Annotated in this window: 26 protein-coding genes and 1 tRNA gene; 17 read left to right on the top strand and 10 right to left on the bottom strand. The window is 47.6% G+C overall.

The features are described from left to right. The first annotated feature begins 381 nt into the window (after positions 1-381). A complete protein-coding gene (locus tag U6B65_06660; GenBank protein ID WRS28801.1) occupies positions 382-570 on the top strand; it encodes a hypothetical protein in 189 nt (62 codons plus the stop codon). Positions 571-578: 8 nt separating this feature from the next. Here U6B65_06660 and U6B65_06655 read toward each other — a convergent pair whose 3' ends face one another. Beyond that, complete coding sequence (locus tag U6B65_06655) at positions 579-1,409, bottom strand: phosphatase PAP2 family protein (protein WRS28800.1); 831 nt, start codon at positions 1,407-1,409, stop codon at positions 579-581. Positions 1,410-1,547: 138 nt separating this feature from the next. Between U6B65_06655 and mnmA the strand changes: the two genes are divergently transcribed. The 9 genes from mnmA to istB all read left to right on the top strand — a co-directional run bounded on the left by mnmA (position 1,548) and on the right by istB (position 8,610). Continuing rightward, on the top strand, positions 1,548-2,627 hold the full coding sequence (mnmA, locus tag U6B65_06650; GenBank protein ID WRS28799.1) for a tRNA 2-thiouridine(34) synthase MnmA: 1,080 nt from the start codon (positions 1,548-1,550) through the stop codon (positions 2,625-2,627). An 81-nt stretch (positions 2,628-2,708) separates the two neighbouring features. After that, a tRNA-Leu gene (locus U6B65_06645) sits at positions 2,709-2,794 on the top strand. A gap of 586 nt (positions 2,795-3,380) precedes the next feature. Next, entirely contained in the window at positions 3,381-4,106 is a 726-nt protein-coding gene (locus U6B65_06640) for a DUF4314 domain-containing protein (protein WRS28798.1), read from the top strand. Between the two features lie 10 nt (positions 4,107-4,116). Then, positions 4,117-4,599: a hypothetical protein gene (locus U6B65_06635; GenBank protein ID WRS28797.1), complete on the top strand. Its 483-nt coding sequence runs from the start codon at positions 4,117-4,119 to the stop codon at positions 4,597-4,599. Between the two features lie 183 nt (positions 4,600-4,782). Next, a complete protein-coding gene (locus U6B65_06630) occupies positions 4,783-5,550 on the top strand; it encodes an antirestriction protein ArdA (GenBank protein WRS28796.1) in 768 nt (255 codons plus the stop codon). Between the two features lie 12 nt (positions 5,551-5,562). Beyond that, on the top strand, positions 5,563-6,012 hold the full coding sequence (locus tag U6B65_06625) for a hypothetical protein (GenBank protein ID WRS28795.1): 450 nt from the start codon (positions 5,563-5,565) through the stop codon (positions 6,010-6,012). Positions 6,013-6,088: 76 nt separating this feature from the next. Continuing rightward, on the top strand, positions 6,089-6,379 hold the full coding sequence (locus U6B65_06620) for a hypothetical protein (protein ID WRS28794.1): 291 nt from the start codon (positions 6,089-6,091) through the stop codon (positions 6,377-6,379). Between the two features lie 223 nt (positions 6,380-6,602). Continuing rightward, positions 6,603-7,820, top strand: coding sequence for an IS21 family transposase (gene istA / locus U6B65_06615; GenBank protein WRS28793.1), 1,218 nt, complete (start codon positions 6,603-6,605; stop codon positions 7,818-7,820). Continuing rightward, positions 7,813-8,610: an IS21-like element helper ATPase IstB gene (gene istB, locus U6B65_06610; protein ID WRS28792.1), complete on the top strand. Its 798-nt coding sequence runs from the start codon at positions 7,813-7,815 to the stop codon at positions 8,608-8,610. The genes istA and istB overlap by 8 nt, the downstream gene beginning before the upstream one ends. Before the next feature lie 7 nt (positions 8,611-8,617). On the opposite strand, the gene U6B65_06605 is transcribed toward istB, so the two are convergent. Together U6B65_06605 and U6B65_06600 are read right to left on the bottom strand one after the other, a co-directional pair. Beyond that, positions 8,618-8,800, bottom strand: a complete 183-nt coding sequence (locus U6B65_06605; GenBank protein ID WRS28791.1) for a hypothetical protein — start codon at positions 8,798-8,800, stop codon at positions 8,618-8,620. Positions 8,801-8,917: 117 nt separating this feature from the next. Continuing rightward, positions 8,918-9,745 carry a MerR family transcriptional regulator gene (locus tag U6B65_06600; protein ID WRS28790.1) on the bottom strand — a complete coding sequence of 276 codons (828 nt, stop codon included), beginning with the start codon at positions 9,743-9,745 and terminating at the stop codon, positions 8,918-8,920. 97 nt (positions 9,746-9,842) lie between these two features. Here U6B65_06600 and U6B65_06595 point away from each other — a divergent pair, with 97 nt between their 5' ends. From U6B65_06595 to U6B65_06570, 6 genes are all read left to right on the top strand, one after another. Further along, a complete protein-coding gene (locus tag U6B65_06595) occupies positions 9,843-10,445 on the top strand; it encodes a GNAT family N-acetyltransferase (GenBank protein WRS28789.1) in 603 nt (200 codons plus the stop codon). Positions 10,446-10,505: 60 nt separating this feature from the next. After that, on the top strand, positions 10,506-11,522 hold the full coding sequence (locus U6B65_06590; GenBank protein ID WRS28788.1) for a CocE/NonD family hydrolase: 1,017 nt from the start codon (positions 10,506-10,508) through the stop codon (positions 11,520-11,522). 182 nt (positions 11,523-11,704) lie between these two features. After that, positions 11,705-12,118 carry a hypothetical protein gene (locus U6B65_06585; GenBank protein WRS28787.1) on the top strand — a complete coding sequence of 138 codons (414 nt, stop codon included), beginning with the start codon at positions 11,705-11,707 and terminating at the stop codon, positions 12,116-12,118. A gap of 337 nt (positions 12,119-12,455) precedes the next feature. Beyond that, positions 12,456-13,001, top strand: coding sequence for a PadR family transcriptional regulator (locus U6B65_06580; GenBank protein ID WRS28786.1), 546 nt, complete (start codon positions 12,456-12,458; stop codon positions 12,999-13,001). Next, positions 12,994-13,644 (top strand): class I SAM-dependent methyltransferase, encoded by a 651-nt coding sequence (locus U6B65_06575; protein ID WRS28785.1) that lies wholly within the window; start codon positions 12,994-12,996, stop codon positions 13,642-13,644. The genes U6B65_06580 and U6B65_06575 overlap by 8 nt, the downstream gene beginning before the upstream one ends. 313 nt (positions 13,645-13,957) lie before the next feature. Then, complete coding sequence (locus U6B65_06570) at positions 13,958-14,761, top strand: class I SAM-dependent methyltransferase (GenBank protein WRS28784.1); 804 nt, start codon at positions 13,958-13,960, stop codon at positions 14,759-14,761. 321 nt (positions 14,762-15,082) lie between these two features. Here U6B65_06570 and U6B65_06565 read toward each other — a convergent pair whose 3' ends face one another. From U6B65_06565 to ybaK, 7 genes are all read right to left on the bottom strand, one after another. After that, the gene (locus U6B65_06565) at positions 15,083-16,234 is read right to left on the bottom strand and encodes a flagellin (protein ID WRS28783.1); all 1,152 of its coding nucleotides are present in this window, start codon (positions 16,232-16,234) and stop codon (positions 15,083-15,085) included. Positions 16,235-16,324: 90 nt separating this feature from the next. Further along, positions 16,325-17,152, bottom strand: coding sequence for a shikimate dehydrogenase (locus tag U6B65_06560; GenBank protein WRS28782.1), 828 nt, complete (start codon positions 17,150-17,152; stop codon positions 16,325-16,327). Positions 17,153-17,205: 53 nt separating this feature from the next. Next, a complete protein-coding gene (locus U6B65_06555) occupies positions 17,206-18,369 on the bottom strand; it encodes a hypothetical protein (protein ID WRS28781.1) in 1,164 nt (387 codons plus the stop codon). Beyond that, positions 18,366-19,577: an ABC transporter permease gene (locus U6B65_06550; GenBank protein ID WRS28780.1), complete on the bottom strand. Its 1,212-nt coding sequence runs from the start codon at positions 19,575-19,577 to the stop codon at positions 18,366-18,368. Before U6B65_06550 ends, U6B65_06555 begins: the two co-directional genes overlap by 4 nt. A gap of 52 nt (positions 19,578-19,629) precedes the next feature. Next, a complete protein-coding gene (locus U6B65_06545; protein WRS28779.1) occupies positions 19,630-21,585 on the bottom strand; it encodes a resistance to Congo red protein in 1,956 nt (651 codons plus the stop codon). Then, positions 21,582-22,232: an ABC transporter ATP-binding protein gene (locus U6B65_06540; GenBank protein ID WRS28778.1), complete on the bottom strand. Its 651-nt coding sequence runs from the start codon at positions 22,230-22,232 to the stop codon at positions 21,582-21,584. The genes U6B65_06545 and U6B65_06540 overlap by 4 nt, the downstream gene beginning before the upstream one ends. Positions 22,233-22,482: 250 nt before the next feature. Then, a complete protein-coding gene (gene ybaK / locus U6B65_06535; protein ID WRS28777.1) occupies positions 22,483-22,974 on the bottom strand; it encodes a Cys-tRNA(Pro) deacylase in 492 nt (163 codons plus the stop codon). A gap of 184 nt (positions 22,975-23,158) precedes the next feature. On the opposite strand from ybaK, the gene U6B65_06530 reads away from it, so the two are divergent. Then, on the top strand, positions 23,159-24,196 hold the full coding sequence (locus U6B65_06530; protein WRS28776.1) for a 2-hydroxyacid dehydrogenase: 1,038 nt from the start codon (positions 23,159-23,161) through the stop codon (positions 24,194-24,196). Positions 24,197-24,200 lie beyond the last annotated feature (4 nt).

Genomic DNA, 24,200 nt, shown 5'->3' with positions numbered 1-24,200 from the left:
AGTGTGGAGATGATGGAGCACTTCCCAGCTGATACAACGATTTCTAGCAATGATCTAAACCAATTTGGCAGGAAAAGCTTCTTCCTTATTTACCCAATTAGGCAAAAGCTTGTCCAAAAACTCCCACTCTAGCAGTATACAGCATTTTTCCAGAATTATCAACTGGTTTTAGCAGCTCATAGCCGATGATTAAAGGGCTTTGCGAGCCGTTTTTCATAAAAATAAACTTCAATTGCCCGCCCGGCCTCTACAGACCTTTCTCTCAAAGCAATTTGCTCCGTTGACTTCCTTTGTGTGGCGTACTATAATATATAGAGAAGGTTTCTGTCGAATCATGCATCAGCCCGGCACGTTCCGAGGGCTTTATACAAGGAGAATATTATGGAAAATATTTTATACACAACTATGCAGTCCGGTGGTTTGAATTTGGCCGCTTTGAATCCTCTTACAGGGGATGACGCAGTCAAAAGCTTTGGTGTTGTGGCGGTGCTTCTGGTTGTTTCGGTTATATTGATTGTGGTTTTTGGTGTGCTGTCCTCCAAAAAGGGGAAAAACAAAAAGAAGAAATAGATCGGCTTTTATACATGTGCCTTTTTAAAGAGGGCTGTGCAGGGGCCAACCACATAAAATGCAAGGAATCCATAGCAGATTGGTGCCAGCCCCGGATGAAGCTCTTTGAGCCGGTAGATGGGGTAAAAGATCAGCCCGGTGGAAGCCAGCCCCAATGTGAAGCGGTGTAGGCTTTGGCGCAGGTTTGTGGGTAAAGAAAAGTGGATATAACGCTGTTCCACCCAGCTTCCGGCACTAAAGCCTATATAAAGAGCCAGAGCAAAAAAGGTATCCTTCGATTCGCCAATCCACAGAATGGCAATGGCCAATAGCAGACCCAACCAAACGATGGACTTTATTCCATCGTTTTTCATTATAATCCAATAAGCGGTGGCAGCGCAGAAAAAGCCGGCCAAAGCACCAGCCAAAGCATCTGCCGGGTAGTGCACCCCCAGATACAGCCGGGAAAGGCCCACGCCAATCACGCAAATAATGGCGATGCCGGTGAGCCATCTTTTTTTGGCCCACAAAGAAGCCCCACCCCATATGGCGGCCGCCGACTGGGTGTGCCCGCTGGGGAAGGAGTGGCCGGTTGCCGACCATATCCTTCTGCTTGTGATACCCGGTTCCCCAAATGGGCGGGGTGCCTTGAAAAAATCCTTGATGATTCCATTGATGCACAGTGAAAAGCAGAGTGAAAAAAGCAGATACCGCCCCATGCGTTTGTCTATACACCAATAAGTCAGCGCCAGCAGAGGCACAATCACGATCGGTTCGCTCAGCATGGAAAATCCTGCAAAAAGAATATCCAGTGCAGGATGTGTAAAGCTTTGTATAAAGCGCAAAATATCAAGCTGCATATTTTCACTCCTATCCATTGAGTTGAATGGGGGAGACTAGGCCACACTACATATACAACAGTATAGCACGGATGCGGCTTCAAAGTAATTAGCTTTTGTCAGAAAGCATCCGGCAATATAAAAGGAATTTAGAAATCTATGGGAAATAAGAAGAAGGTTTTGGTGGGAATGAGCGGCGGCGTTGATAGTGCTGTCACGGCGCTGTTGCTGTTGGAGCAGGGCTATGAGGTTGTGGGGGTTACCTTCCGTCTGTGGACCCCTGAGCTGGCGGAGGATGCCCCTGAATCCGGCTGTTGTTCATTGGACGATGTTAACGATGCCCGCAAGGTTTGTGCCGCTCTCGGCATTCCTCATTATGTGATGAACTTCAAGGAGCTGTTCCAGGATACGGTGATAAAGCCCTTTGTGGAAGAATACCGGCTTGGACGTACACCCAACCCGTGTATTGACTGCAACCGTTATATCAAATTCGGGGCCTTTGTGGAAAAGGCCAAGGCAATGGGCTTCGATTGTATTGCAACGGGGCATTACGCCGCTGTTATTAAGGATGAAACCACCGGGCGATACCGCCTGCGCCAGTGCAGCCAGCTTAAAAAAGACCAGAGTTATGTGCTCTATAGCTTAACGCAGGAACAAATGGCCCATCTTCTTCTGCCCTTGGGGGAGCTTTCCAAGGAGCAGGTGCGTGAGCTTGCCCAACAGGCGGGGCTTGGGGTTTCCAGCAAGCCGGATAGCCAGGATATCTGTTTTGTGCCACAAGGGAATTATGCGGATTTTTTGACCAAATACACCGGCAATTTCTGCACTCCCGGGAATTTTGTGGATACTTCCGGCAAGATTTTGGGGCAGCATAAGGGGATTTGGTATTATACCATTGGCCAGAGGAAAGGGCTGGGGATATCCTTTGGGCGGCCTGTATTTGTAAAAGCTATTGATCCGGTCAACAATACTGTCACCTTGGCGGAGAATCATGAGGTTTTTCAGAAGGAACTGATTGTGGATCAGGTGAACCTGATCGATTGGGAAGAGCTAACCGAGCCCCAGAAGCTTTCGGTGAAGATACGCTATACCCATAAGCCGGCTTTGGCCAGCGTTGAGCCACTCCCAGAAAACCGGGTGCGGGTTATTTTTGATACTCCACAGCGGGCGGTGACCCCCGGACAAGCGGCTGTTTTTTATAACGGAGACTATGTATCTGGCGGTGGAACCATTGTCTGAAAATGATACAACAGTAATTTTGTCGAAACACTTGATTTTTTGTTGTGGCTATAGTATACTGTTAAAGCATCAGACACTCTAGCCGGCGTGTCGGAATGGCAGACGAGGCGGACTCAAAATCCGTTGGTAGCAATATCGTGTGGGTTCAAGTCCCACCGCCGGCACCATAATTAACGTCAATAATGGATGTCCTGCGGTGAAAACCGCAGGACATCCGGCGTTTCCGGGCTTTTTCACCCTCAAAATGCCCGTCCAAAAAGAGTTCGATTTCGTGGATATCATCGGGGTGATTTGGATAAGTCCATGGATTTGAACCCACACGCACAGCGTTTTACCGCAGAAACAAAAATAAAAGAGTACCCACAGCGCCCTTTCTGATACGGCAGCAAAGCCGAAAAGAAAGCGGCGCTATATATATACCCACCCAATAAAATAAGAGAACAATCATTAAAGCCGGAGAATCGGAGCGCAGAAACGCACTTTCATTCTCCGGCTTTTTTTGTTTTCTGGAAAGGAAAAATGATGCTGGTAAGATACAAGCGAAATAAACAAACAGCCTGCTACGATTCAAACAGTCTCGTTACAACAGGCAGGATACCGCCGGACAAACGGCTTTTACGGCCCATTTCAGAGCCGCGGCAGCTGCCCGTACCCTTCCCACGGTTTCATCTGCTATAGCTCGGAGGGCGATTGCCTCAGAACGGATATGCAGAAGCTTCACAATAAAAACAAACGTGCAAAGGAGGCGCACAAATGAAGTACAACGAGAATTTCTTGAAAAGAGTCAGGGAGCAATATCCGCCCGGTACCCGCATTCGTCTGACGGAGATGAAGGACCCCTATGCCCCTGTGCCGCCCGGAACGGAGGGCCAAGTGAATTTTGTAGACGATGCCGCCCAAATCCACATGAAATGGAGCAACGGCCGCACTCTTGCCCTCATCCCCGGTGAGGACAGCTTCACGGTCATTCCCCAGCCGATCCAAACCCTCAAGCTGTATATGCCGCTTACCGTGATGGAATACGGGCGTGACGAATGGGGCTCTATGGAGGAATACCCGACGGAGCTTGACCAGCGCACCGTGCTCTCCTACCACGATCAAATCCTTGCAGCCATTTTCAAGGAGCGAAGGCCGGAGGAAACGGAACGCGGGCTTATGGAGTATTACCATGGGGACGACAGTATAAGTCATAAAGTGAAGTCTCTCTTTTTCACAGTGGAGCAGGTCGGCAGCCAGCTAATGGGTGTAGCTGAATGCAGGGTACAAGGAGCTTTGAATGATGCGGAACTGGCACAGCTCAGGGAGTATACTTCCGGCCAGGCATCGGATGGATTCGGTGAGGGCTTTGAACAGCGCCCTATAAAAATAGGCGAAAATGAGCTTTATGTGAGCCTTTGGAGCAGCAATCGTAGCTGGAGTATCATGACGCAGGAGGAGCTGGATCAGGGTCAGCAGATGGGCGGTATGCAGCTGTCATGAGGACTGTGTGATGGAAACCGAATTAACAAAACGGATTAAGGCGCTGACCCACTATTACCGTCCAAAGCTGCACACCGAAAAGAGAACCATCCGGTGGGCGGATGAGGTGTGGACACCGTCAGGGATTGTAGACAGCATTCGATTTGAGGACTATTACGAGAGTGTGGAATACCTCTGCAGGCTTGTGGATGCGGAGCGGTTTTCTGAAAAGGAACCGTGCCTGATGGCGCAGATGCACGAACCCGGAAGATGCTTTCGGGACGGCAGTACAGAGCAAAATGCGCAGAAATGCCGGGGCTGTGTCCTGCGATGCCACAACTGGCGCATCGGGATGATGGTCACCTGTTCTGAAGTCAAAATTACCTATCAGGATTTCAAAAGCAAAAACGGCCATAACTTTCATGGGAATGAAAATTACTACTGCGTACCGAAATCCCTTGCTGCCAGAATTGCCGGGGGGTCCCGCCCATATCGGCATCCTCGCATATTTTGAGGGGGAACGGCAATACGGGCTTCGGCAGTTCAAACCGGCCACATCGCAAGAGGTACCCAATCAAACCAAGGTACTGCTGCTGTATAACGCTATGAAAAAATGGTGCGACGGAGCGGTTTTTGTGTAGCCATTCCATATTCGGCATCTTAACGAATCAAAAATAATGAACAGGAGGAATGAGGCTTGGATAACAGAAAAATCTTTGAAGTAGAACTTAGCCGCTGGAATCCTTCTGGCGCAAACCCTTCGTCAGAAATTACGCTTCCCGCCACACCCTATGAACTGGCGGATGCATTGGAAAAGGCGAGAATTACCGGGGACACCGTTTATTCCACGGAGGTTCTAAGCTGTCGGCTGGACTATCTGCCGCAAATTATCGCCCCCGATACCAATCTATATGAGCTAAATCACCTCGCCCACCGGCTGTCTTCCCTGAACACATGGGAGTTGGACTGCTTCGAGGGCATGGTCATGATGGATGCTGTCCAACTCAAATATGCTCCTATTCCGGTGGAGCGGCTCATCAGCATGACCCACAGCATGGCGCATTGTCAGATTGCCTATGAAGCCCACGATGACCAATCACTCGGAAAGTTCTATGCCGACAACGATTTTGTACCGGCGCTGGAAAAGGTGTCGGATGAAGTCTACGCATATCTGGACTTCGGCAAAATCGGAAAGGAAATGCGTGAGGGCGAAGGCGGGGTATTTACCCCACGCGGCTACGTAGTGCAGAACGGCGAGATTGCCGCCCAATACCACAGCGGTGATTCTGTTCCTCTGGTAAAGCCGGATTACGCCGTGCTTCTCCGAGTAACCAAAGGATATTTCAACGCCCCCGCACAGGAAGATACACCGGCTGTTTACCTGAAGCTCCCTGCCGAAGATGCGGCGTTCCATCAAGCGATGGATGCCGTTGGCGCTGATTCCCCGGAGGAATGTGCATTTTAAGCGGAGGATTGCATGGCTCCCTTTTTGACTGAAAAAATCAACGACGCCCTGTATGCATCGGAAGGCGACTGCTATGGTCTGGTGAATGAGCTGGCCCGCCAGTTACGGGAGCTCGAAACGGAAACTCGCCTGCTGACCTATAAGGCGATGCTGGAGGAAGCGCCCGGTGATCTTTCTCTGGAAGAAGCTCTTGACCTTACGTCCATGACAGAGGAATTCGAGCTTTTGTCTGACGCTGATTCTCTTGCAGAGTATGCAAAAAAGGAAATCCAACGGATGCTGCCTTTGGAATGCGAGCATGGGCTAAACCAATTCTGTGATCTCGAAGGCTACGGACGGTATCTTTTGGAACAGCGCGGCACTCTCGAAACCGAGTATGGACTGCTGGAGCCACGAAATGGCATGACGGTGGAGCAATGCCTGAACCGTCCCAGCCAGAGCCTTGGTATGGAAATGAAATAGTAAATCTTTGTTGGGTTTTGGTATAGCTATTCCGCAGAAGCTGTGGCATTGTGTTGGCTTGAAGGAGGTGAGGCAGTTGGACGAAAAGCTTTTGGATTTACTGGATATGGCGCTTGCGGAACGGTTTCAGCTTGCGTATGCTGTCCTGCGGGAATCAGATCCCGAGTCGGAAGATCTGGCGCAGGAACTAAGTTTACTCAGTGACAGCATCCAGAACAGCGCTGAAATTAGTCAAAGCATGAAAGACCGAATTGAGCATTATCTAAGTCAAAATTCGGATTTGGATGTAAAGTTCCAGAAGCATCTGTACATTCAGGGCGCCAAGGACTGCGTGGCAGTGTTAAGAGAGCTTGGCGTAATCAAGTAACACAGGCAATGAAGCCTGTGCTTTTTTAGACCCCATATCAAAACAGGGCCGTTTCCCCATACAGGAGGTGGCCCTGTTTTTTGTGTCAGCGCCGATGATAAAATGAAGGAAAGTGCCAATTAAAAAATGCAGTTTTCTGGCGGATAGGGATGACATATGATACACTTTTTTCTGTCTGTAAAAAGCAGATAGAAAGGGTGGCAAAATGGAAGGAGACAACTGGATGGACATCCGAAGCGACCGCCAAAAAGGAATGAGCTACACAGAGATCGCCCGCAAGTACAACATAGACCCACGCACAGCAAAACGATATGCCCAGGCCGACACAAAACCGGTGTACAGCCTGACAGATCCCAAGCCATCAAAACTGGATCCATACAAAGAACAGATTGACGTGTGGCTGGAAGAAGCGCCGTATTCGGCGCTGCGGATACTGGAGAAGATCAAGGAAATGGGATTTCCGGGAGAATACTCCATCGTGAAGCACTACGTGCGAGGGAAAAAAGGACAGTTGGATGAGAAAGCAACGGTGCGGTTTGAGACGATGCCGGGGCTACAAGGCCAGGTGGACTGGGCATTCTTTGAAGATCATGTTGTGCTGGAAGATGGGAAACAGAAGAAGCTGTACTGCTTCCTGATGGTGCTGGGATACTCCCGGATGCGGTACATAGAATTTGTGACGGACATGAGCACCAACACGCTGATCCGCTGCCACCAGAACGCATTTCGGTACTTTCACGGCTACCCGGAGGAGATACTGTACGACAACATGAAGCAGGTGGTCGTCAAGCGTCTGCTCCGGCAGGAGGACAGCACGCTCAACCGACAATTTGAGGATTTTGCTGGATTCTACGGGTTCAAGCCGGTATTGTGCCGACCCTACCGGGGCCAGACAAAGGGCAAGGTGGAGCGGACAGTGGCGTTTGTTCGGGATAATTTCATGGTGGGAATCCGGTACAATTCGCTTGACGACCTAAACGGACAGGCCGTGGCATGGTGCAACAAGGTCAATGGGAAAGTGCACGCCACCACAAATGAGATTCCATTTGAGAGGCTAAAAAAAGAGGGCCTCAGCCCCCTTTCCAGAGAATATATCATCGACAAAATCAACCTGCGCCGGGTACAAAAAGACTGCCTCATCTCGTATGCCGGCAATCAGTATTCTGTACCAGCAGAATACGTCGGCAGAGATGTGGCAGTCGTAGCCCTGGACAACATGCTTGCCGCCTACTACGAAGGAAAGCAAATCGCCCTGCACCGCATATCGTACCAGAAAAAAGATATGGTAGTCAATGCCCAACATTACCGAAGATTAACCCTTAAGCAATCATTTGACATCGAAAACACCTTGCTGGACGGCGACAATGTCATTGATTTTCCTATCCGGCCGCCAAGTCTGTCCGCATACGATGAAGTAGCGGAGGTGGCGCAGTATGAGTGAAGTTTTGTACGAGCGACTCAAAGAAAACCTGGAATCCCTCAAAATGCGCAATACCCTGGAGATCATCGACAACTACCTGGAACGAGCTATCAAGGATGAACTCAACATTGTGGATGTCCTCGATCATATCTTCACCGAAGAGGCTAGGAGCAAGCGTCAGAGAGCTTACGAGAAGCAGATTCAGATGTCCGGCTTCCCCATCAAGAAGACCTTGGAGGACTTTGATTTCTCTTTTCAACCCTCCATCGACAAGCGCCAGATCGACGAGCTTTCTACCATGCGGTTCGTGGAGAATGCTGAGAATGTAGTGTTTTTGGGGCCACCTGGCGTTGGCAAAACCCATCTGGCCAATGCGCTGGGTATGGTTGCCGCCAAAAACCGCTACTCCACCTACTACATCAACTGCCATACCCTCATTGAGCAGCTGAAGAAAAGCCACTACGAGAATCGGCTACCAGACAAACTCCGCACCCTCATCCGTTACAAGGTGCTCATCATCGACGAAATTGGGTATTTGCCCATGGATATTCAAGGCGCTAACTTGTTCTTTCAACTCATTGCCAAAAGATACGAGAAAGCCTCTACCATCTTTACCTCAAACAAGACTTTTTCCCAGTGGAATGAAGTTTTTGCCGATGTTACCATTGCTTCCGCTATCCTCGACAGAGTGCTTCACCACTGTACCGTCATCAACATCAAGGGCGAAAGTTATCGCCTGAAAGAGCGCAAAGAGTACATGAAGCAAAAGCAGCAAATCGTCAATACCTTGTTTGAGCAGAACGCTCAGTAATCTAACTTTATACCCGACATTCCTCCCGCCGAAAACCTACAAAATTTATTCGGCGTTTTATTGCAAATTTAAACCGCCGTTGACAGGTGAGCATCTTCACGAAGTTGTGAACATCCTCCATTGTTTTGACCCCGTACTCTTCCATTAGTTCCCGCAGCTTGCTGTTGTCCCTGCGTTCTTTTCTTGCCATAATACGAAACCTCCAAAGTCATAGTTTTATTCTACCTGACTTCGGAGGTTTACACAATATTCTGGACACTACCCTCCTCAACATGCGGGGCTGGCCATCTTCAATATGAAACTAATATCAACCAGCTGTCTTATTTGGAAAATAGATGTCAGCCCAATATTCGTGTTTCATATCCTTATGAAGTAAAGCAAATCTGAATTTGATATTAAGAGTAGTCTCTCTTAGTTTGAAATGCATACAAAGCAGATATAGATACTCCTTTAAATCAGACTCATTTCCCCAAAAGCTAATGTGCCTGTAAGCACCGTATAAATAATATTTTGACACGCTGTCCTGCTTTGTTGCTTCATCCAGATTTTTATATATTTCATTCGCATGAACAATGTCACTATGAATGGAGAGACCTACAACTTGGGTGTTTTCTGTAATTGCTCCTTCCTCATTTACATAATAAAAGACCCATTGTTCAAAGGCTTCTATTCCGTTTATCATTGTAGTTGTTTGGGTATTCAGAACATTTTTAAGATCGACTTGGAAAATGGTAACATCCACATTTTTTTCTAAAGTAACCGTAGAAAAAGTTTTGTCGTTTGTGTGGTTCTGTATATGTGTCAGCATATTTGTCATTTTAGTGGTATATTGGACAAGTTTTGTTAGTGCCTCTTTCTTGGCTTCTATAAACTGAATTTGCTCCTGCATCATGTCCAGATAGCCTTCTATACTTTCAGATTCTATCTTTTCCTTGATTTGTTCTAAAGGTATTTCAAGGTGTTTTCCAACCAAAATCATTTCTAATGTATCAAGCTGCTCTAAAGAATAGTACCTGTATCCATTCTGTTTATCAACCATTGGTTTTAATAAGTTTTTGCGGTCATAATAGCGTAACGTATCAAGCGATATTCCGTATAAATTACTTACTTGCCCGATTCTTAAGAATTTCTCCATACTTCCTCCTATATTCGCGTATTGACTCTTGACCAACTCGAGAGTTTATAATGAGTATAACATCAATAAATGATAATTGCAAAGGAGGTATGGTTACATGCAAGTCAGCATTGAAAAATATCAAGATAAAGATTTTAAAGAAGTTATATCTCTATTAGTCAGTTCTTTTAAGAGTAAATTCTTGCATCGGCAAAGCCTGAATGAAAGTGAGATAGAAAGCATCTTATACTCCACTTGGGATATACAAGCTGAAGACCCCGGCTATTTACACTTTGTTGCAAAAGTGAATGAAAAAATAGTAGGCGTGATACTCATACGATATGGGCCAATACCAAAAAATCGAAAAAAAGTCCCAATTTTCAATCTGATTCGCCAATACGGGCTTTTAAATATGCTCCTACTCCTATTTAAGCTATCCATACTGGAAATTTTCAATTTCCAAGAATGCTATATTGAGCATATCGCTGTGGACAAATCCATGCGTGGAAAGGGCATCGGAGAGCAGCTTATATCCTATTGCGAAGAACTACTAATTAAAATGAGTTACTCTACTTTGACTTTGGCAGTCGCAGCTGATAATTCTGCAAAACATTTGTATAGCAGAATGGGATTTCAAGAGATTAAGCATAATAATCATTGTTCGAAAAAATTTTTTATAGGAATTAATCAATGGATTTTTATGAAAAAGCTTTTAATTTGATAGCACATTTTGCAGTAAAGAAACAAAACCTAAAAAGCAGAATGTAAAGGGGTTATATAAATGACGAAAAAATCAATTAAAATGATTGCAGGCATGATCATTTTTATTCTTGTCTGCATAGTCGTTATAATACAGCAAAATACTTTTGATATGAAAGTTACTTCTGTTCAAATACCAACTTCCAAAGGTGTACTAAATGGGAGTATCGTATTGCCAAAAGAAATGAAAGAAAGGGTTGGCCTAGTTGTTTTCATTCATGGTGATGGACCGGCTAATGCCTCTTACAACAGTCAATATAATCCCTTGTGGGAAGAACTGGCTAGTTTGGGCTATGCTTCCCTTTCTTGGAGCAAACCCGGGATTGATGGTTCTTCGGGTAACTGGCTGGCACAATCAATGGAAGATAGAGCATCGGAAGCATTGGAAGTCATCAATTGGGCGAGGACTCTCCCTGAAATCAACTTGGAAAAAATAGGACTGTGGGGTTCCAGCCAAGCCGGTTGGGTTATCCCTAAAATCAATCGTGAGGATAAAAATATTGCATTTAATATACTCGTTGCACCAGCTATCAATTGGGTGGATCAGGGCTTATACAATACTTTGGCCGAAATGAAAAGGGAAGGTAAATCTCTTAAAGATCAGGAGCAAGCAAAAGAAGAGTTTTTATGGAGTATATCGATGCTAGATAAGAATGCAACATATGAAGAATACCATAACAATCAAAATGCAGACAAAAGCATTACAAAAGAACGTTGGAATTTTATATCAAAGAATTACAAATCGGACGCTACGGAAGATATACAGTATTTCTACAGTCCTGTAAAACTATTTTTAGGTGGAAAAGATATTCATGTAGATAGTAATGATACAAAGCGGGTATATAAAAACGAAGTTTCTGAGGAATTTTTAAGCGTCACTTGGATATCTTCAACGGATCATTATATGCTAAGACCTTATTTGGTTAATTCCAAACTATTTACTACGTTAACTGGTTTATTTGCCCCACGACAGCTTGCTGATAGAGAATATTACGCTGGTATTAAAGAGTTTCTGCAATTAATTGATGATACTCACTGAATATAGTGTTTTGGTCTATAGTTCAAATCCACATCTTAAAATAGGATGATATCCAGAATTGACGTGGCTCGCAAATTAAAGTCATGTATGAGGATTTGAACTCATATATGACTTTTTTCTTTCTCTATGCTAAATAAGAGGAAATACACATAATTAATATAAATATGCGAAAGGAGAAAAGTGTGAAAATTACGTATAAATATAGTTCAACAAAATTATTTTCCATAGGATTTGCAGTTTTAATCTGTATAGGTTTTCTGTTGACTCTTGCAAGATGGTACAGTGTTTTTAATAATGATATTGTAATAATAAACTCTGAAATTCATTCACACATATCAAATTTATCTTTAAGCTTGATTGCTTATTTGGGCATAGGTTACTCCTGGCTTTTATTGGACGTGAAATTTCGTTTCATTGCAATTTTGGGATTGGCTATGATTGCGGGAAACTTTATTTGCGAAACGTTAATGGGGTTTATGAATACGCCGGACATTATAGATGCCATCTACGGTACAATGGGTATAGTAGTAGCATTTTTATTCTTGGCTATTACAAAAAAATACGGGTTAATGCCAACTAATCCAGAGAAACTGTAATGGTGTGAAGGAAGACTCTCATGTATAGTCCTACAAACGAATAAGCATCTCTTGAAGAACCATAGTTATTTTGCTGGTATAGATTGTTCAGGAGTGATAGTTCAAATCTCCAACTGAAAATAAGAGGATATCCAGAATTAACGTGGCTCGCAAATTAAAGTCATGTATGAGGATTTGAACTTATACATGACTTTTTATTTGCTTTGTGAGAAAATAAAACATTATTTATAAACCGGGTAGTTGAGATTAGAATCCAACTACCCGGTTTTTTACTTGACAAATAGTCAGCGCTGAGTATAATTATAATCAGCACTGACTATTTGAAAGAAGTGATTGAATGATTCCACTTTATATCCTTGGGCTTCTTTTACGCTTCGGCCCCCAGCATGGCTATCAGATTAAAAAGCTAATAGAAGAGCAGTTGGAGGACTTTACTCAGGTTAAGCTGCCCACGATCTATTATCATCTGGATAAAATGGAGGCTTCGGGCCTCATCACTGCCCAACGCGACAAGCAGGGGGCGCGTCCGGAGAAAACTGTGTATCAGGTGAGTAGCGCAGGCACGGATAAATTTCACGAGCTGCTTTTGCAGACCCTGCAAATTGAATACCGCCCCACCTTTGACATTGATGGCACACTGTATTTTTCAGACGCTTTGGAGAATGGAGCACTTGCGGACAGCCTGAGCCGCCATGCTGCAAATTTAAAGCAAATTTTATTCAAACTGAAAATGCATCGAGAAGAAACTTTAAACCATATTCCCAAAAGATATCAAACCTCTGCTAACATTATTTTTCAGCACCATATTCAGCATTATGAGGCTGAACTCGCGTGGGCGGTGCAATCTCTAAATCAATTAAAGGAGGATGATGCAAATGGTTAAGGGTAGAGTGATTGAAACCAACGAGGGCATTCAAAATGAAATTACCGTAGAGGTTTTCGACCTTTTTGCCCGGGGTATGCGCGATAAGGGCTGGAACGGGGTAGATGGCATCATCGCTTCCGGAATCAAGGGGGGCGATGTGCTGGAGATTGGCCCCGGACCCGGTTATGTAGGCTTGGAACTGGCAAAGAGGCTGAATCTATCCTCTCTTACCGGCTGTGAAATCAGCCCTGCTATGATTCGAATTGCCGAGAAGAACGCCGCTGAATATGGCATTCCCGTCCACTATGTTTTGGGAAACTGCATGGAAATACCCTTTGAAGACGAGAGCTTTGACGCAGTCGTTTCCAACGGCTCTCTGCACGAATGGGAGAATCCCCTTTGTGTCTTTCATGAAATTTTCCGCGTCCTGCGCCCTGGCGGCCGGTACTGCATCACCGACTTGAGACGTGACGTTCATTTATTAAAAAAGGCGCTTGTGTATTTGTCCACCCAGCCGAAGGAAATACGTCCCGGACTTGTTACTTCCTTAAACGCAGCCTACACTGTCTCCGAAATCACTGAGCTTCTGCGTCAATCCGATCTTCATGGAGCAGCGGTCACCGCCGATTTCTTTGGACTTTGCATTGCCGGAGATAAATAATAGGTACAAACGTTCAATCGTTCAAAGAGCAAAGCCAAGGATAGCATGAAAGCATAGTGCTATCCTTGGTGTAAGCGGCATCTATATAAACGATAGTTCAAATTCACACCTAATAACACGTTTTGTAACACACTGTGGTGCAGGATAAAACATTTTACGCACTTCACTTTGTGGGGTGCGTTTTATTTTGCACTTGTATTTGCTTTTTGTTATCCGGCATACTTGTTTCCCTTTGAAATATATGCTATATTTTAAGTTATCCATTACTAACTTATTGGTTTGGTGCCTAAAATGAAAGGTGGAAAGAAGCCCAATGAAGCTTAGTGTCAAATTATCAGGTGTGCAGGAGACCATGCTTATTCCCATGTATGCCAGAGCAGTGGAGAGCCAGAAAGAAAATCACAATTTTTATGATCAATATGCCATTGAAATGACGAAAAAGCTGGATTATGATTTCTCCAAATTCGATAAAGGCAAATTGAGCTTATGGGGATGCGCCGCCAGAACCATTATTTTGGATCAGGAAGTAAACGCCTTCATTAAACAGCACCCCAATTGCACCTGCATCAATTTGGGCTGTGGATTGGATACTCGATTTCATCGAGTGGATAACGGCAGCATTCGCTGGTATAACGTTGATTTCCAGTCGACTGCTGATTTAAGAGCACAGCTATTGCCCACTGTAGAGCGAGAGACCATGATTGCTTGTTCTGCACTGGAAAGCGACTGGGTCAGAGAAATAGCCAAAGGCGGCGAAACCCTCATCATTATGGAAGGTTTGATTATGTATTTTTCAGAGGATGAAATTAAAGGGTTGATGGGTATGATCCGAGATGCTTTTCCGGGATGCACGCTCCTGATTGAGTTGATCTCGGCCTTTTCATTGAAGAATCAGAAAAAGCACGATGCTCTTAAAAAGACGAGCGCTGTGTTTCAGTGGGGTGTTAAAGAAGCGGAAGAGCTTGTCACCCTGTGTCCATACACTAGGCTCAAGAACCAATGGAACTATACCCCTGTGATGAAACGGTTTTCGCCTCTTTTCATTACACTTATTTCTCCGATGCTGGCCAATGCAAACAACAGAATTGCAAAATATGAAATTCCTGCGGCATCCTAGATCACGCCGTATTCCTTAAATATTGGCTTTCAGTAGCGGGCCTCTATGCTTTCGATACCAGCACCAATGTGCGCCCTGCCATACATGTGATTGGTTCTTTGGCGGTGATGCTGGCTGCATGAAACAGCCGCCGGGGTCTCTCTTTGGGATGACCACTGCCTTAATCAGTGCCTTTACTATAGAAAACGACTTGCCGCAGCTGCATAAAAGGATGAAAATAAAAAGAATCCCCTCAGGTCAAGCATCAGCCCTGCGGCTTAACTGCTAAAACCTGAGAGGATTTTTTATTGTATTTTAATCGCATTGTTGGTGGTATTGACCTTATAAATTCTGTAGCATGGCCAGCAGCTGCTTGGGCAGGTTCATAGCCTGAGACATCATGGCCTGCGCGGCCTGCATGAGAATATTGTATTTGGTATAGGCCATCATTTCCTTGGCCATATCCACATCCCGAATGCGGCTCTCGGCAGCAGTGAGATTCTCAATTTGGGTTCCCAGATTGTTCAGGGTATGCTCCAAGCGGTTCTGCATAGCGCCCAAACGGGCCCGGGAGCGGGAAACAATATTGGTGGCACCATCCACCAAATCCACAGCCTTGCGGGCATTTTCCGGGTTGAGGATATCGGTATCCCCAAGCCCCATCATATAGGCGGAGGTATCATCCACAGCGGCATAAACCCGGTTATCCTCACTGCCGTTGGCCCCAATCTGGAAAGCGATTCCCCGGCTGGAAGAAGCCCGGCTCACGGCTTTGTCGGTCACAAGCTGCTGCTCCTTTACCGTTATCGAGCTGATAACCCCATCCTTTAAATCAGCAAAGGTGCCGGTCAGGGTAATGATGGTCATATCCTCTAAGGTGATCACAGCGTCCGACATATCGGTAAGCTTTTTGGTGTAAACCTTATCCTCTGCACGCAGAGCCAGGGTAAAGGTGTTATCTTCATTTTTAGTCAGGTTCAGATGCAGGGAACCGCTGTATTCCTGTGTGCCGCCCAGAGAAATACCGGTTATACCCAGTTCCTGCATGCCATTGGCACCCTTTTTTCCGCCAAGGCTCCCATCCAACAGCTTCATGCCGTTGTAGTTGGTGTAGGAAGAAACCCGGTTGATTTCATCCTTGAGAGCTTGGTATTCAAGATTCAGGGCCTGACGATCCACCTCATTGTCATAGGTACCGTTGGCGGATTGCACAGCCAGCTCCTTCATGCGGGTGAGCATGGTGTGCACCTCGTTCAGGCCGCCCTCTGCTGTTTGCAGCAGTGAGACAGCGTTTTGAGTGTTCGTGACTGCCATTTCCAGCCCTCGAATCTGGCCACGCATTTTTTCTGAAATAGCCAGCCCCGCCGCATCATCGGCGGCACTGTTGATGCGATAGCCGGAGGAAAGGCGGCGCAGACTTTTGGAAGCCATTTGTGCGTTTATGCCAAAATTCCGATAGGCGTTCAGCGCCATAATATTGGTTTGAATGCGCATAATCAATCCTCCCTGAGCACAAGTTCTGTTCATCCATGAACAAAACCACTACAATAACCTTCGGCTCCATTGTGGCAAACTTGAGAGGCCTTATTGGGTGCTGAGCCGGGCCTCCAATTCCCGGTAAACCTGATCGCTTAGCTTTGGATCAATGGAGCACTGGTGAAAAATTTCCTCCGCCTTGCAGGCCTGATACACAACCATGGCAAGCCCACCGGCAGTCTTGAGGCCCAATTCCCCGGCCAGCTCCAGCAGTATTGTGCGGGGTGGAGTGGAAATAATATCCGCTACCGCTTCAAACTTTTCCACAACCTCCCGAGGAACAGGGAGGTCATTCAGCAGGGGTGGTTGACCCACCGGTGTTGCATTGATCAGGAGAGAACCCTTTAACGCTTCTGTATCGTTTAGGGAACAGGTTTCAATAACAGGGTGTTCCTCTTTTAGAATGGCAAGCTTTTCAGGTGAGCGGGCGGCCACCAGAATGCTCGAAGCCCCGTGATCCTGCAAATAAGCGATCAGAGCCTTGGCAGCGCCACCGGCTCCCAACAGCACAGCACCCTTACCCTTTACATAGATTCCCGATCGCTCCAGCATAACGCCAAAGCCGAAATAATCGGTGTTAAAGCCTCGACTGCGCCCATCCTCTTCAATCTTCACGGTATTCACAGCACCGATGGCCTGTGCCTCGGGGGAAATCTCATCCAAATAAGGCATAATGGCTTGCTTATAGGGGATGGTGATGTTGATGCCGCCATAACCCAGCACCTTGAGGGCATCCACCACCTTGGGAATGCGCTCCGGGGGAATTTCCATGGCGCCATACTGGCCATCGATGCCCAGCAGCTCCATAAGGCGGTTGTGAATAAAGGGAGAATGGGTTTGCAAAGGCGATTTGCGCAAAAGAGCATACAGCTTCATGGTTGGTTGACCTCCTGAGACAGTGAATACATACTCATATGCAAATAATAGGGTCAGCGGCTTTTTAAGAACCACACCCGGAGCCGCAGCAGCGTTGCCAGCCCGGCAGCGGCGCTTATACCCGCCAACACCGCTCGGGCAAAGCGGCTATCATACAGCAGGCCATCCATATACAGCTCGGTGGGGAAAAAGCGGCAGAAAGCCGCTATCCGGGGGCTGATCTCCTGCCAGCTAAAGAAAACGCCGCCGAAAATACCGGTGAGAATCAGGATGAAAATACTGCCGCTGTAAAGGGCATCCGTCTTGTGGAGAAGTGAGAGCCACAGTATCCCCAGTATAGCAAGTACGCTGCAAAACAGCAACAGCATCACAAACTCCTGCGCCGCAGGCAAAAGCCCTGATGGGTAAATCAGCGACAAGGTTCCCAATCCAATTCCGCCTGCCAAAAGAGCCGTTCCGGTGAGAGCCAGCCAAAGGCCCCCATAATAAGGGATTAGTCCCCTATAGCCCAGCCGCCGCCAAAGGGGGCGTTCGTTTTCCTGTATAAAACGGGGCAGCGAAAAGAGAATCAGCCCGGTTAAAAACCAGAGGATAAGCCCGTGCACTGTCCGTGGCAGATTGGAAGGGGGAACAGGCAAAGCGGCCGCAGCTACGCTTTGTTCTTTGGGCGAAAGGTAAAGCGCCTGCTCGGTGTACCATTGGAGGCGCTCCTTAACCTGCCCGCCCAAAACGGCTGGGTCATCGCCATAAAAGCCTGCAAGCTGGCGGGTGACAATGGCGGGAGAGGCCTGTTCCAGCACAGCGGCAAACAGCATTTCATTAAACACCGGCTCCGCTATAGACGAAGGGCGGCGCAGCAGTGTGACAGCCTCCTGTAGCCGCCCCTGCTCTATGGCCTCTATTAAGGCATCCTCCAGCAGATAAGCACACTCCAGCTGGCCGGTTTTAACCCTCTGTTCCATAAGGGAACGCTGCTGTGGGGTATAGGCTTCAAAAAGCAGGCTGGGGTTTTGTGGCAGACTTTCAAATATACGCCCAAAAGTGGCCTCGGCGGGGTTAAACAGCACACCCGCCCGCAGCACCGCTGCCGGTTCCTTGGCGGTCAGACGACCCCACGCCAGCACAGCCAGAGGAAGCAGTATGAGGATTGCCCAAAAGGCGCGCTGCCGAAATAGCCGCTTGCAGCACTGGAAAAAAGAGGTTAGGAAGAGCCTCATCCCCGCACCTCCTTTTTGCTGCGCAGCCATGCCAAAGCCACAGCCGTAATAAACAGCAGCAAAGCCCATAGGCCAGTTTGCCCCAAGGCCTTCCAATCCGTTCGGCCTGCAAGCCCCTCACCCAGCAGCGGCACGGCCCAGCGGTTGAGAGTCAGCCTGCCCAAAAGCTGGAGCCTTGGGGAAAGATAATCGGTGGGAATAATACCGCCGGAAACCAACAGTGCCGCTAGAGAAAACAGCGCTGTGCACAGGCTCCCCGCCCCGGGAGAAGGCAGAAGCCGGGCGATCAAGAGTGTTGCCGCCGCTACGGCCAGCAGAATCACGGCAAGTCCCGCAAAAAAGGGAAAAGTGGGTGCAAAGGCCAGCCCACCCACCTGAGCGAAAGCCCAAAGCAGCAGGCTGAGAGAACCTCCCACACACAGGCAGGCAGCCCAAAGAGCCGCCAGCAGGGCAAGGCTGCTGCGGAAATTTCCGATTCCCGCCCGGCGCAACCCCCCTGTGACCCCCGGACACTGCAAGACCAGCACACTTTCCAACAAAAGCACCGGGGAAAGCCCCAGCAAAAACACCAGAGCGCAGAGGATGTAATAATCCATGGCATCCATCGAGGCGGTTACGGATAGGGTCTGGCGGATAAACAGATCATCCCGGTAACCCACCAGCCTAAGATATTCTAAATTGATCGATTGAAAAAGCATGGGATAAAGGGTATCGTCTCCCTGTTCACGGCCATACTCCAAAGCGGTGTAAACGCCGGCCTGACTGGTTTTAAGCATTTCGGCAAAGCTTTGGGCAAAGGCGGCTACCAGCTGGGATTTAAGAGGCGTTTTTTCGCTGTATTCCAATCGGAAAGGAGTATTAACTCCTGATTTTATACTATCCGTAAATCCCTGAGGAATGGTGACAACAGCGGTAATCAAGCCGTTTCTCAGCATTTCCTGTGCTTTTAGCTGCTCCTGTTTTTCAAAAACCAGCAGCTGGCTGTAGCTTTCCATTCCCGAGAGCAGCTGAAAGCCCATGCGGGTCTCGGTGGTATCATCCAGATCAACCAGCACAATGGAGACAGGCTCCACCGCTCGCTGCTGGGTGAGAAAGAAACGGCCTAACAGCCCTGCCGCTATACAAAGCAGGGCTGTCAGACCGATAAAAAGCGCAAAGCGCCGCCATTTAGTTGCAAAATGTCGGAGAGCCAAGGAGACAATGAACATACCGGCAGGCCCTCCTAACAATCTGTTTCAGGTTATACGGTTAACAGTTGGTTTATAGGGAATCCAAAATGGAACCCAGTTCCTCGTAGTCAAATTCAAAGAGGCTGATGCTGTCGGCGGTATCCACTGCAATTTCGGAAGAATCGGCAGTTCGCAGGGTGTAGCCGCCCCGGAAGGACATATACTGCTCGTTATCGGTGAGCAGAACAAGCTCCCCATCCGCAAGAATAATTTTGTCTTTTTCATCCGTCAGCTGGCCGGAAAGCCCCACGGCATAATCGGAGTATTTATCCTCTGCACCAACAGCCAGGTTGAAATTTTCCCCATCCGTTTGGTTCTTATCCCACTTGGCTTCGTAATAAAGTTTCATATCCCGTTTGCCATCGGTGCGGAAATCCAAATCCATCAGGTCATAGGCGGCACCCTTTTCAATGCCGGAATCCCGGGAGAAAATCACGGATGCTTTGGCGTAGTCGGTTTTAATATCCAGAGTGGCCTCCATCACATCGGCCACACAGGTTTCACCGGCTAAATCCAGCACAAAACCGAAGCGGGCATCATTGTATTTGCTGCTGTAGCTGTCAAGGTAGCTCATCATCAACGAGGGGATTTCCATACGGGAAACAAGGCCCTGCTGGTTTATGTAGAAGGTAACGGTCATATCCTCCAGAAACTCCACCTTAAAAAGCTGATCAATCATTTGATCAATTTCTTCTTCGGAAAAAGAGTTGTAGGAAAAGGCAGAAATCATACCGTCATAAGAGGCTGCGGTATCCAGCATATAGGCCCTATAAATCCCAAGGAACCCTTGATAAAGAGCTTTCTGTGCCTCGCCGCTGAAGGTATAGCCCATTTGATCCAGCTGCTGGGTTTTACCGCCAATCCGCTTGGAGGAGGCTCCACCGGAAGTAAACTCACCGGATTTTACAAACTCATTCCAAAGGGCAGTGAGCCCTTGGCCATATTTAATGGTGTTGGAATCCAGATTGCCTTTTGGCCCATCAATTGCCCCAAACATGCTGTTGACGATCTCTTTGAGATCAAATTCCGCAGGAACCTTGGAATTCTCTCCAAATATGGAACCGTTCCAATCCTCACGGAAGGTGGAAGGATTGATGGTGATGTAATCGGCACCCTTATAGAAAGTAGGAATCGAAAGTGCCACCAGCTCAGGAGAAATATAGAACTCGTTGTTATCCACTTTATAGCCTGCCGCTGAAACCGAAAGCTCCAGAAGCAGCTTTTTCTGCTGAGGATCCAGCATAAAGGCACCGCTGGCCTTGGAGCCCTCCAGCATACGGTAGCTTTGATAATAGAAACTGGAAGGGTCGTTATCCAAAAAATCAAGAGATTGCAGCTTGATATCAAACTCTTGAGCCGCAGGCTTACCTGCAAACCGGGCAAAATCCGGGAAGCGCTGGTCACGGGAAGCAATGTTGGCGCTGGTGCGGGCCAGAGAAGCCGCCAAATATTTTTCGGGAGCAACCATTTTCAGGATGCTGCTCCAGAAGAAAAACACCAGAAGACCGGCCACCAGAGCTGTTCCCCCAGCGATAAGGCCAATGAGAAGCCCCTTGCGTTTTTTCTTGGGAGCAGGCATTCCATAACCCTGAGCGTTATAGGCTTGATTGGGATCATAACCCATAGGGGGCTGGGTTTGGCCGAAGGGTTGGTTGGGATCATAGCCTTCGGGGGTCTGATTTTGGGCAAAGGGTTGATTGGGATCGTAACCCATAGGGGGCTGGCCTTGGGTTGAAGGCTGTTCGGAACCACCTGCCTGCCAGAAATTTTCACCAGATGCATCGGAGGAGGCAAAAGGATTGGCAGTGATATTGTCCGTAGAAGTTTCGCCGAAATAGTCGGGGCTTTGGTCGGGATTCTCGCCGAAAGCAGAACCAGAAGAGGTGCTCTCAGGGGAGAAAGAGTTCGGCTCGGGTGGATTGGCACCGGATGCCTGAGGCTCAGAACCTGGGAGCTGCTGGTTGACGTTTTCGTCTTGATTCATCATATCGTTTCTCCTGTTATAAAAGTATAAATATACTGATTGAGCGCCTGTGCAGAAGAGGGGAGAGTATCCAAGGTGCGGGTCAGCGCAATTTTGCCGTTCATCAGCAGAAAAACCCTGTCACACAGGGCGGCGATTTCATCGGCATTGTGGCTGGTATACAGGATAGTTACGCCATCTTTTCGCAGCTCTGTTAAATGTGTAATCAGCTGGCGCTTAAAAAAAAGATCCAGCCCGGCAAAAGGCTCATCCAGTATCAGCAACGTGGGATTGGCAAGCAGCCCCACAGCCAGCGAGATGCGCTGCCGCATCCCACCCGAAAGTGCACCCACCCGTTTTTTTAGCATTGGTTTCAGTTCTAGCTGGGTCACGCTAGGCCGGGCAAGAGCCTCTCTCAGAGAAACCTTTGCCGCAGCAGACCAAAAGGCTAGGTTATCCGCTACAGTCAGCTCCTCAAAAAGGCTGTCTTTTTGAGGGACAAAGCCGATCTGCCGGCCGGAACCTATGGGTTTAAGTGGCTTGCCTCCAAACAAAACCCGGCCGCTGTCAGGCCGAAGCAGCCCTGCCAGAATGGAAAGCAAAGTGGATTTACCGGAACCGTTTGGCCCCACGATGCAGGCGATCTCCCTCTGCCCCACACTGAGCTCCACATCCACCAGAACCTTTTCACGTCCATATGCTTTTGAAATGCCCGCAGCGCTGATCAGAGCACAGCCCTCCCCGCCTTTAAAACCTTGTTAAACATTCACGCACATAAGTATATATTACACCATAGAGCCTGCTATGGCAAGGAAAAATCCCAAGAGAAAAAAGCCTACACACCTATTTTATTTAAAAATGCAATAAAAAATAATTTCATTTTGATGAAATATGGTTAAGAAACTCTTATTCCACGGTTTTTTACTCTGCCTGAGTGAGCTCGCATACTTGCCCGGAGCAGGCCTGCAATAGATCCTCCGGTTTTAACAGAAGCTGCATGCCCCGAAGCCCTGCACTGACCGCAACCTGCTCAAGCTCCTGAACTGAGCTGTGGATGTAGGTGGGCAAAGGCTTTTTCATACCGACAGGGGAGCAGCCGCCCCTTACATAACCGGTGACAGCCAACAAACGTTCCAAAGGCAGAAGCTCCAGACGCTTGCGGGAAGCAGCCTGCGCCAATGCCTTTAGATTCAAGTGGCAGTCTACCGGAATACAAGCCACAGCAAAGCCGCCTTTATCATCCACGGTAACAAGGGTTTTAAAAACACTGGCAAAGGGCAGGCCAACCTGCTCGGCCACCAGCTTGCCATCAAAGGTTACGCCATCGCAATCGTAAGTGAGAATGCTGTAAGGGATGCCGGATGTATCCAGCAGCCGCATCGCATTGGTTTTATGGGTGGATTTTTTGGCCATATGGAGCCTCCTGTATGCTGTCTAGCTTTAAAATTAGTTTATGAAAACTATAATAGCATAAAAATGAGGAAAAATGCTTAAAATGGGGTAAAATAAAGCCAAGAGGAATAGAAAAACAGCGAGAGACATGGTATGATGATTCAACATACCCAAAAGAGCAAAGTTAACAAAAAGGGGGAGCACTATGAAAATCGCATTTTACGATACCAAACCCTATGACCGGCTGTGGTTTGATAAGCTGGCGGAGGAATATGGCTATACCATTAAATATTTTGAACACAAGCTGAACCCGGATACTGCCGTTTTGAGTGCAGGCTTTGATGTGGTTTGCTCCTTTGTCAACGATATTATCAACCAGCAGGTTATTGATACACTCTATCAGAACAAGGTGAAGCTGATTGCTCTGCGTTCGGCGGGCTTTAATCATGTGGATTTCAAGGCGGCCTACGAAAAGGTACATGTGGTGCGGGTGCCCAGCTATTCGCCCTCTTCGGTGGCGGAGCATGCGGCGGCGCTGCTGCTTTCGGTGAACCGCAAAACCCACCGGGCTTATGTCCGCACCCGGGATAACAATTTCAGCATCAACGGGCTTATGGGGATTGATCTGCGGGATAAGGTGGCCGGTATCATCGGTACCGGTAAAATCGGCCGGATTTTCATTGATATCCTCAAGGGCTTTGGCATGCGTGTTTTAGCCAACGACGCTTACCCAGACCCCAATCTGGATGTGGAGTATGTCTCGCTGGATCAGCTTTTTTCTCTTTCCCATGTGGTTTCGCTCCACTGCCCGCTGACAGAGGATACCTATCACCTGATCAATCGGGAAAGGGTTGCTCAAATGAAAGAGGGAACCATCCTCATCAACACCTCCCGTGGAGCGCTGGTGGATACAGAAGCTTTGCTGGAAGGGCTCAAATCCGGTAAAATCGGAGCCGCCGGGCTGGATGTTTACGAAGAAGAAAACGAGTATTTCTTTGAGGATAAATCCAATGAGATTTTGCAGAACGATGAGCTGGCCCGCTTGCTTTCTCTGCCCAATGTGCTGGTAACCTCCCATCAGGCTTTCTTTACACGGGAGGCGGTGCAGGCCATCGCCATTACAACTATGGAAAATATCTATGCCTTTGAGAAGGATCAGGAACTGGTGAACGAGGTCTGCTACCAGTGCGATAAAGTCTGCCCGAAAGAGGGGGGCGTAAAGCGCTGCTTTGAGATTAAGTAAAAAA

This window comes from Oscillospiraceae bacterium MB08-C2-2 (genome assembly GCA_035621215.1).
Classification (GTDB): domain Bacteria; phylum Bacillota; class Clostridia; order Oscillospirales; family Ruminococcaceae; genus WRAV01.
This window is presented reverse-complemented; position numbering and strand designations above follow the sequence as displayed.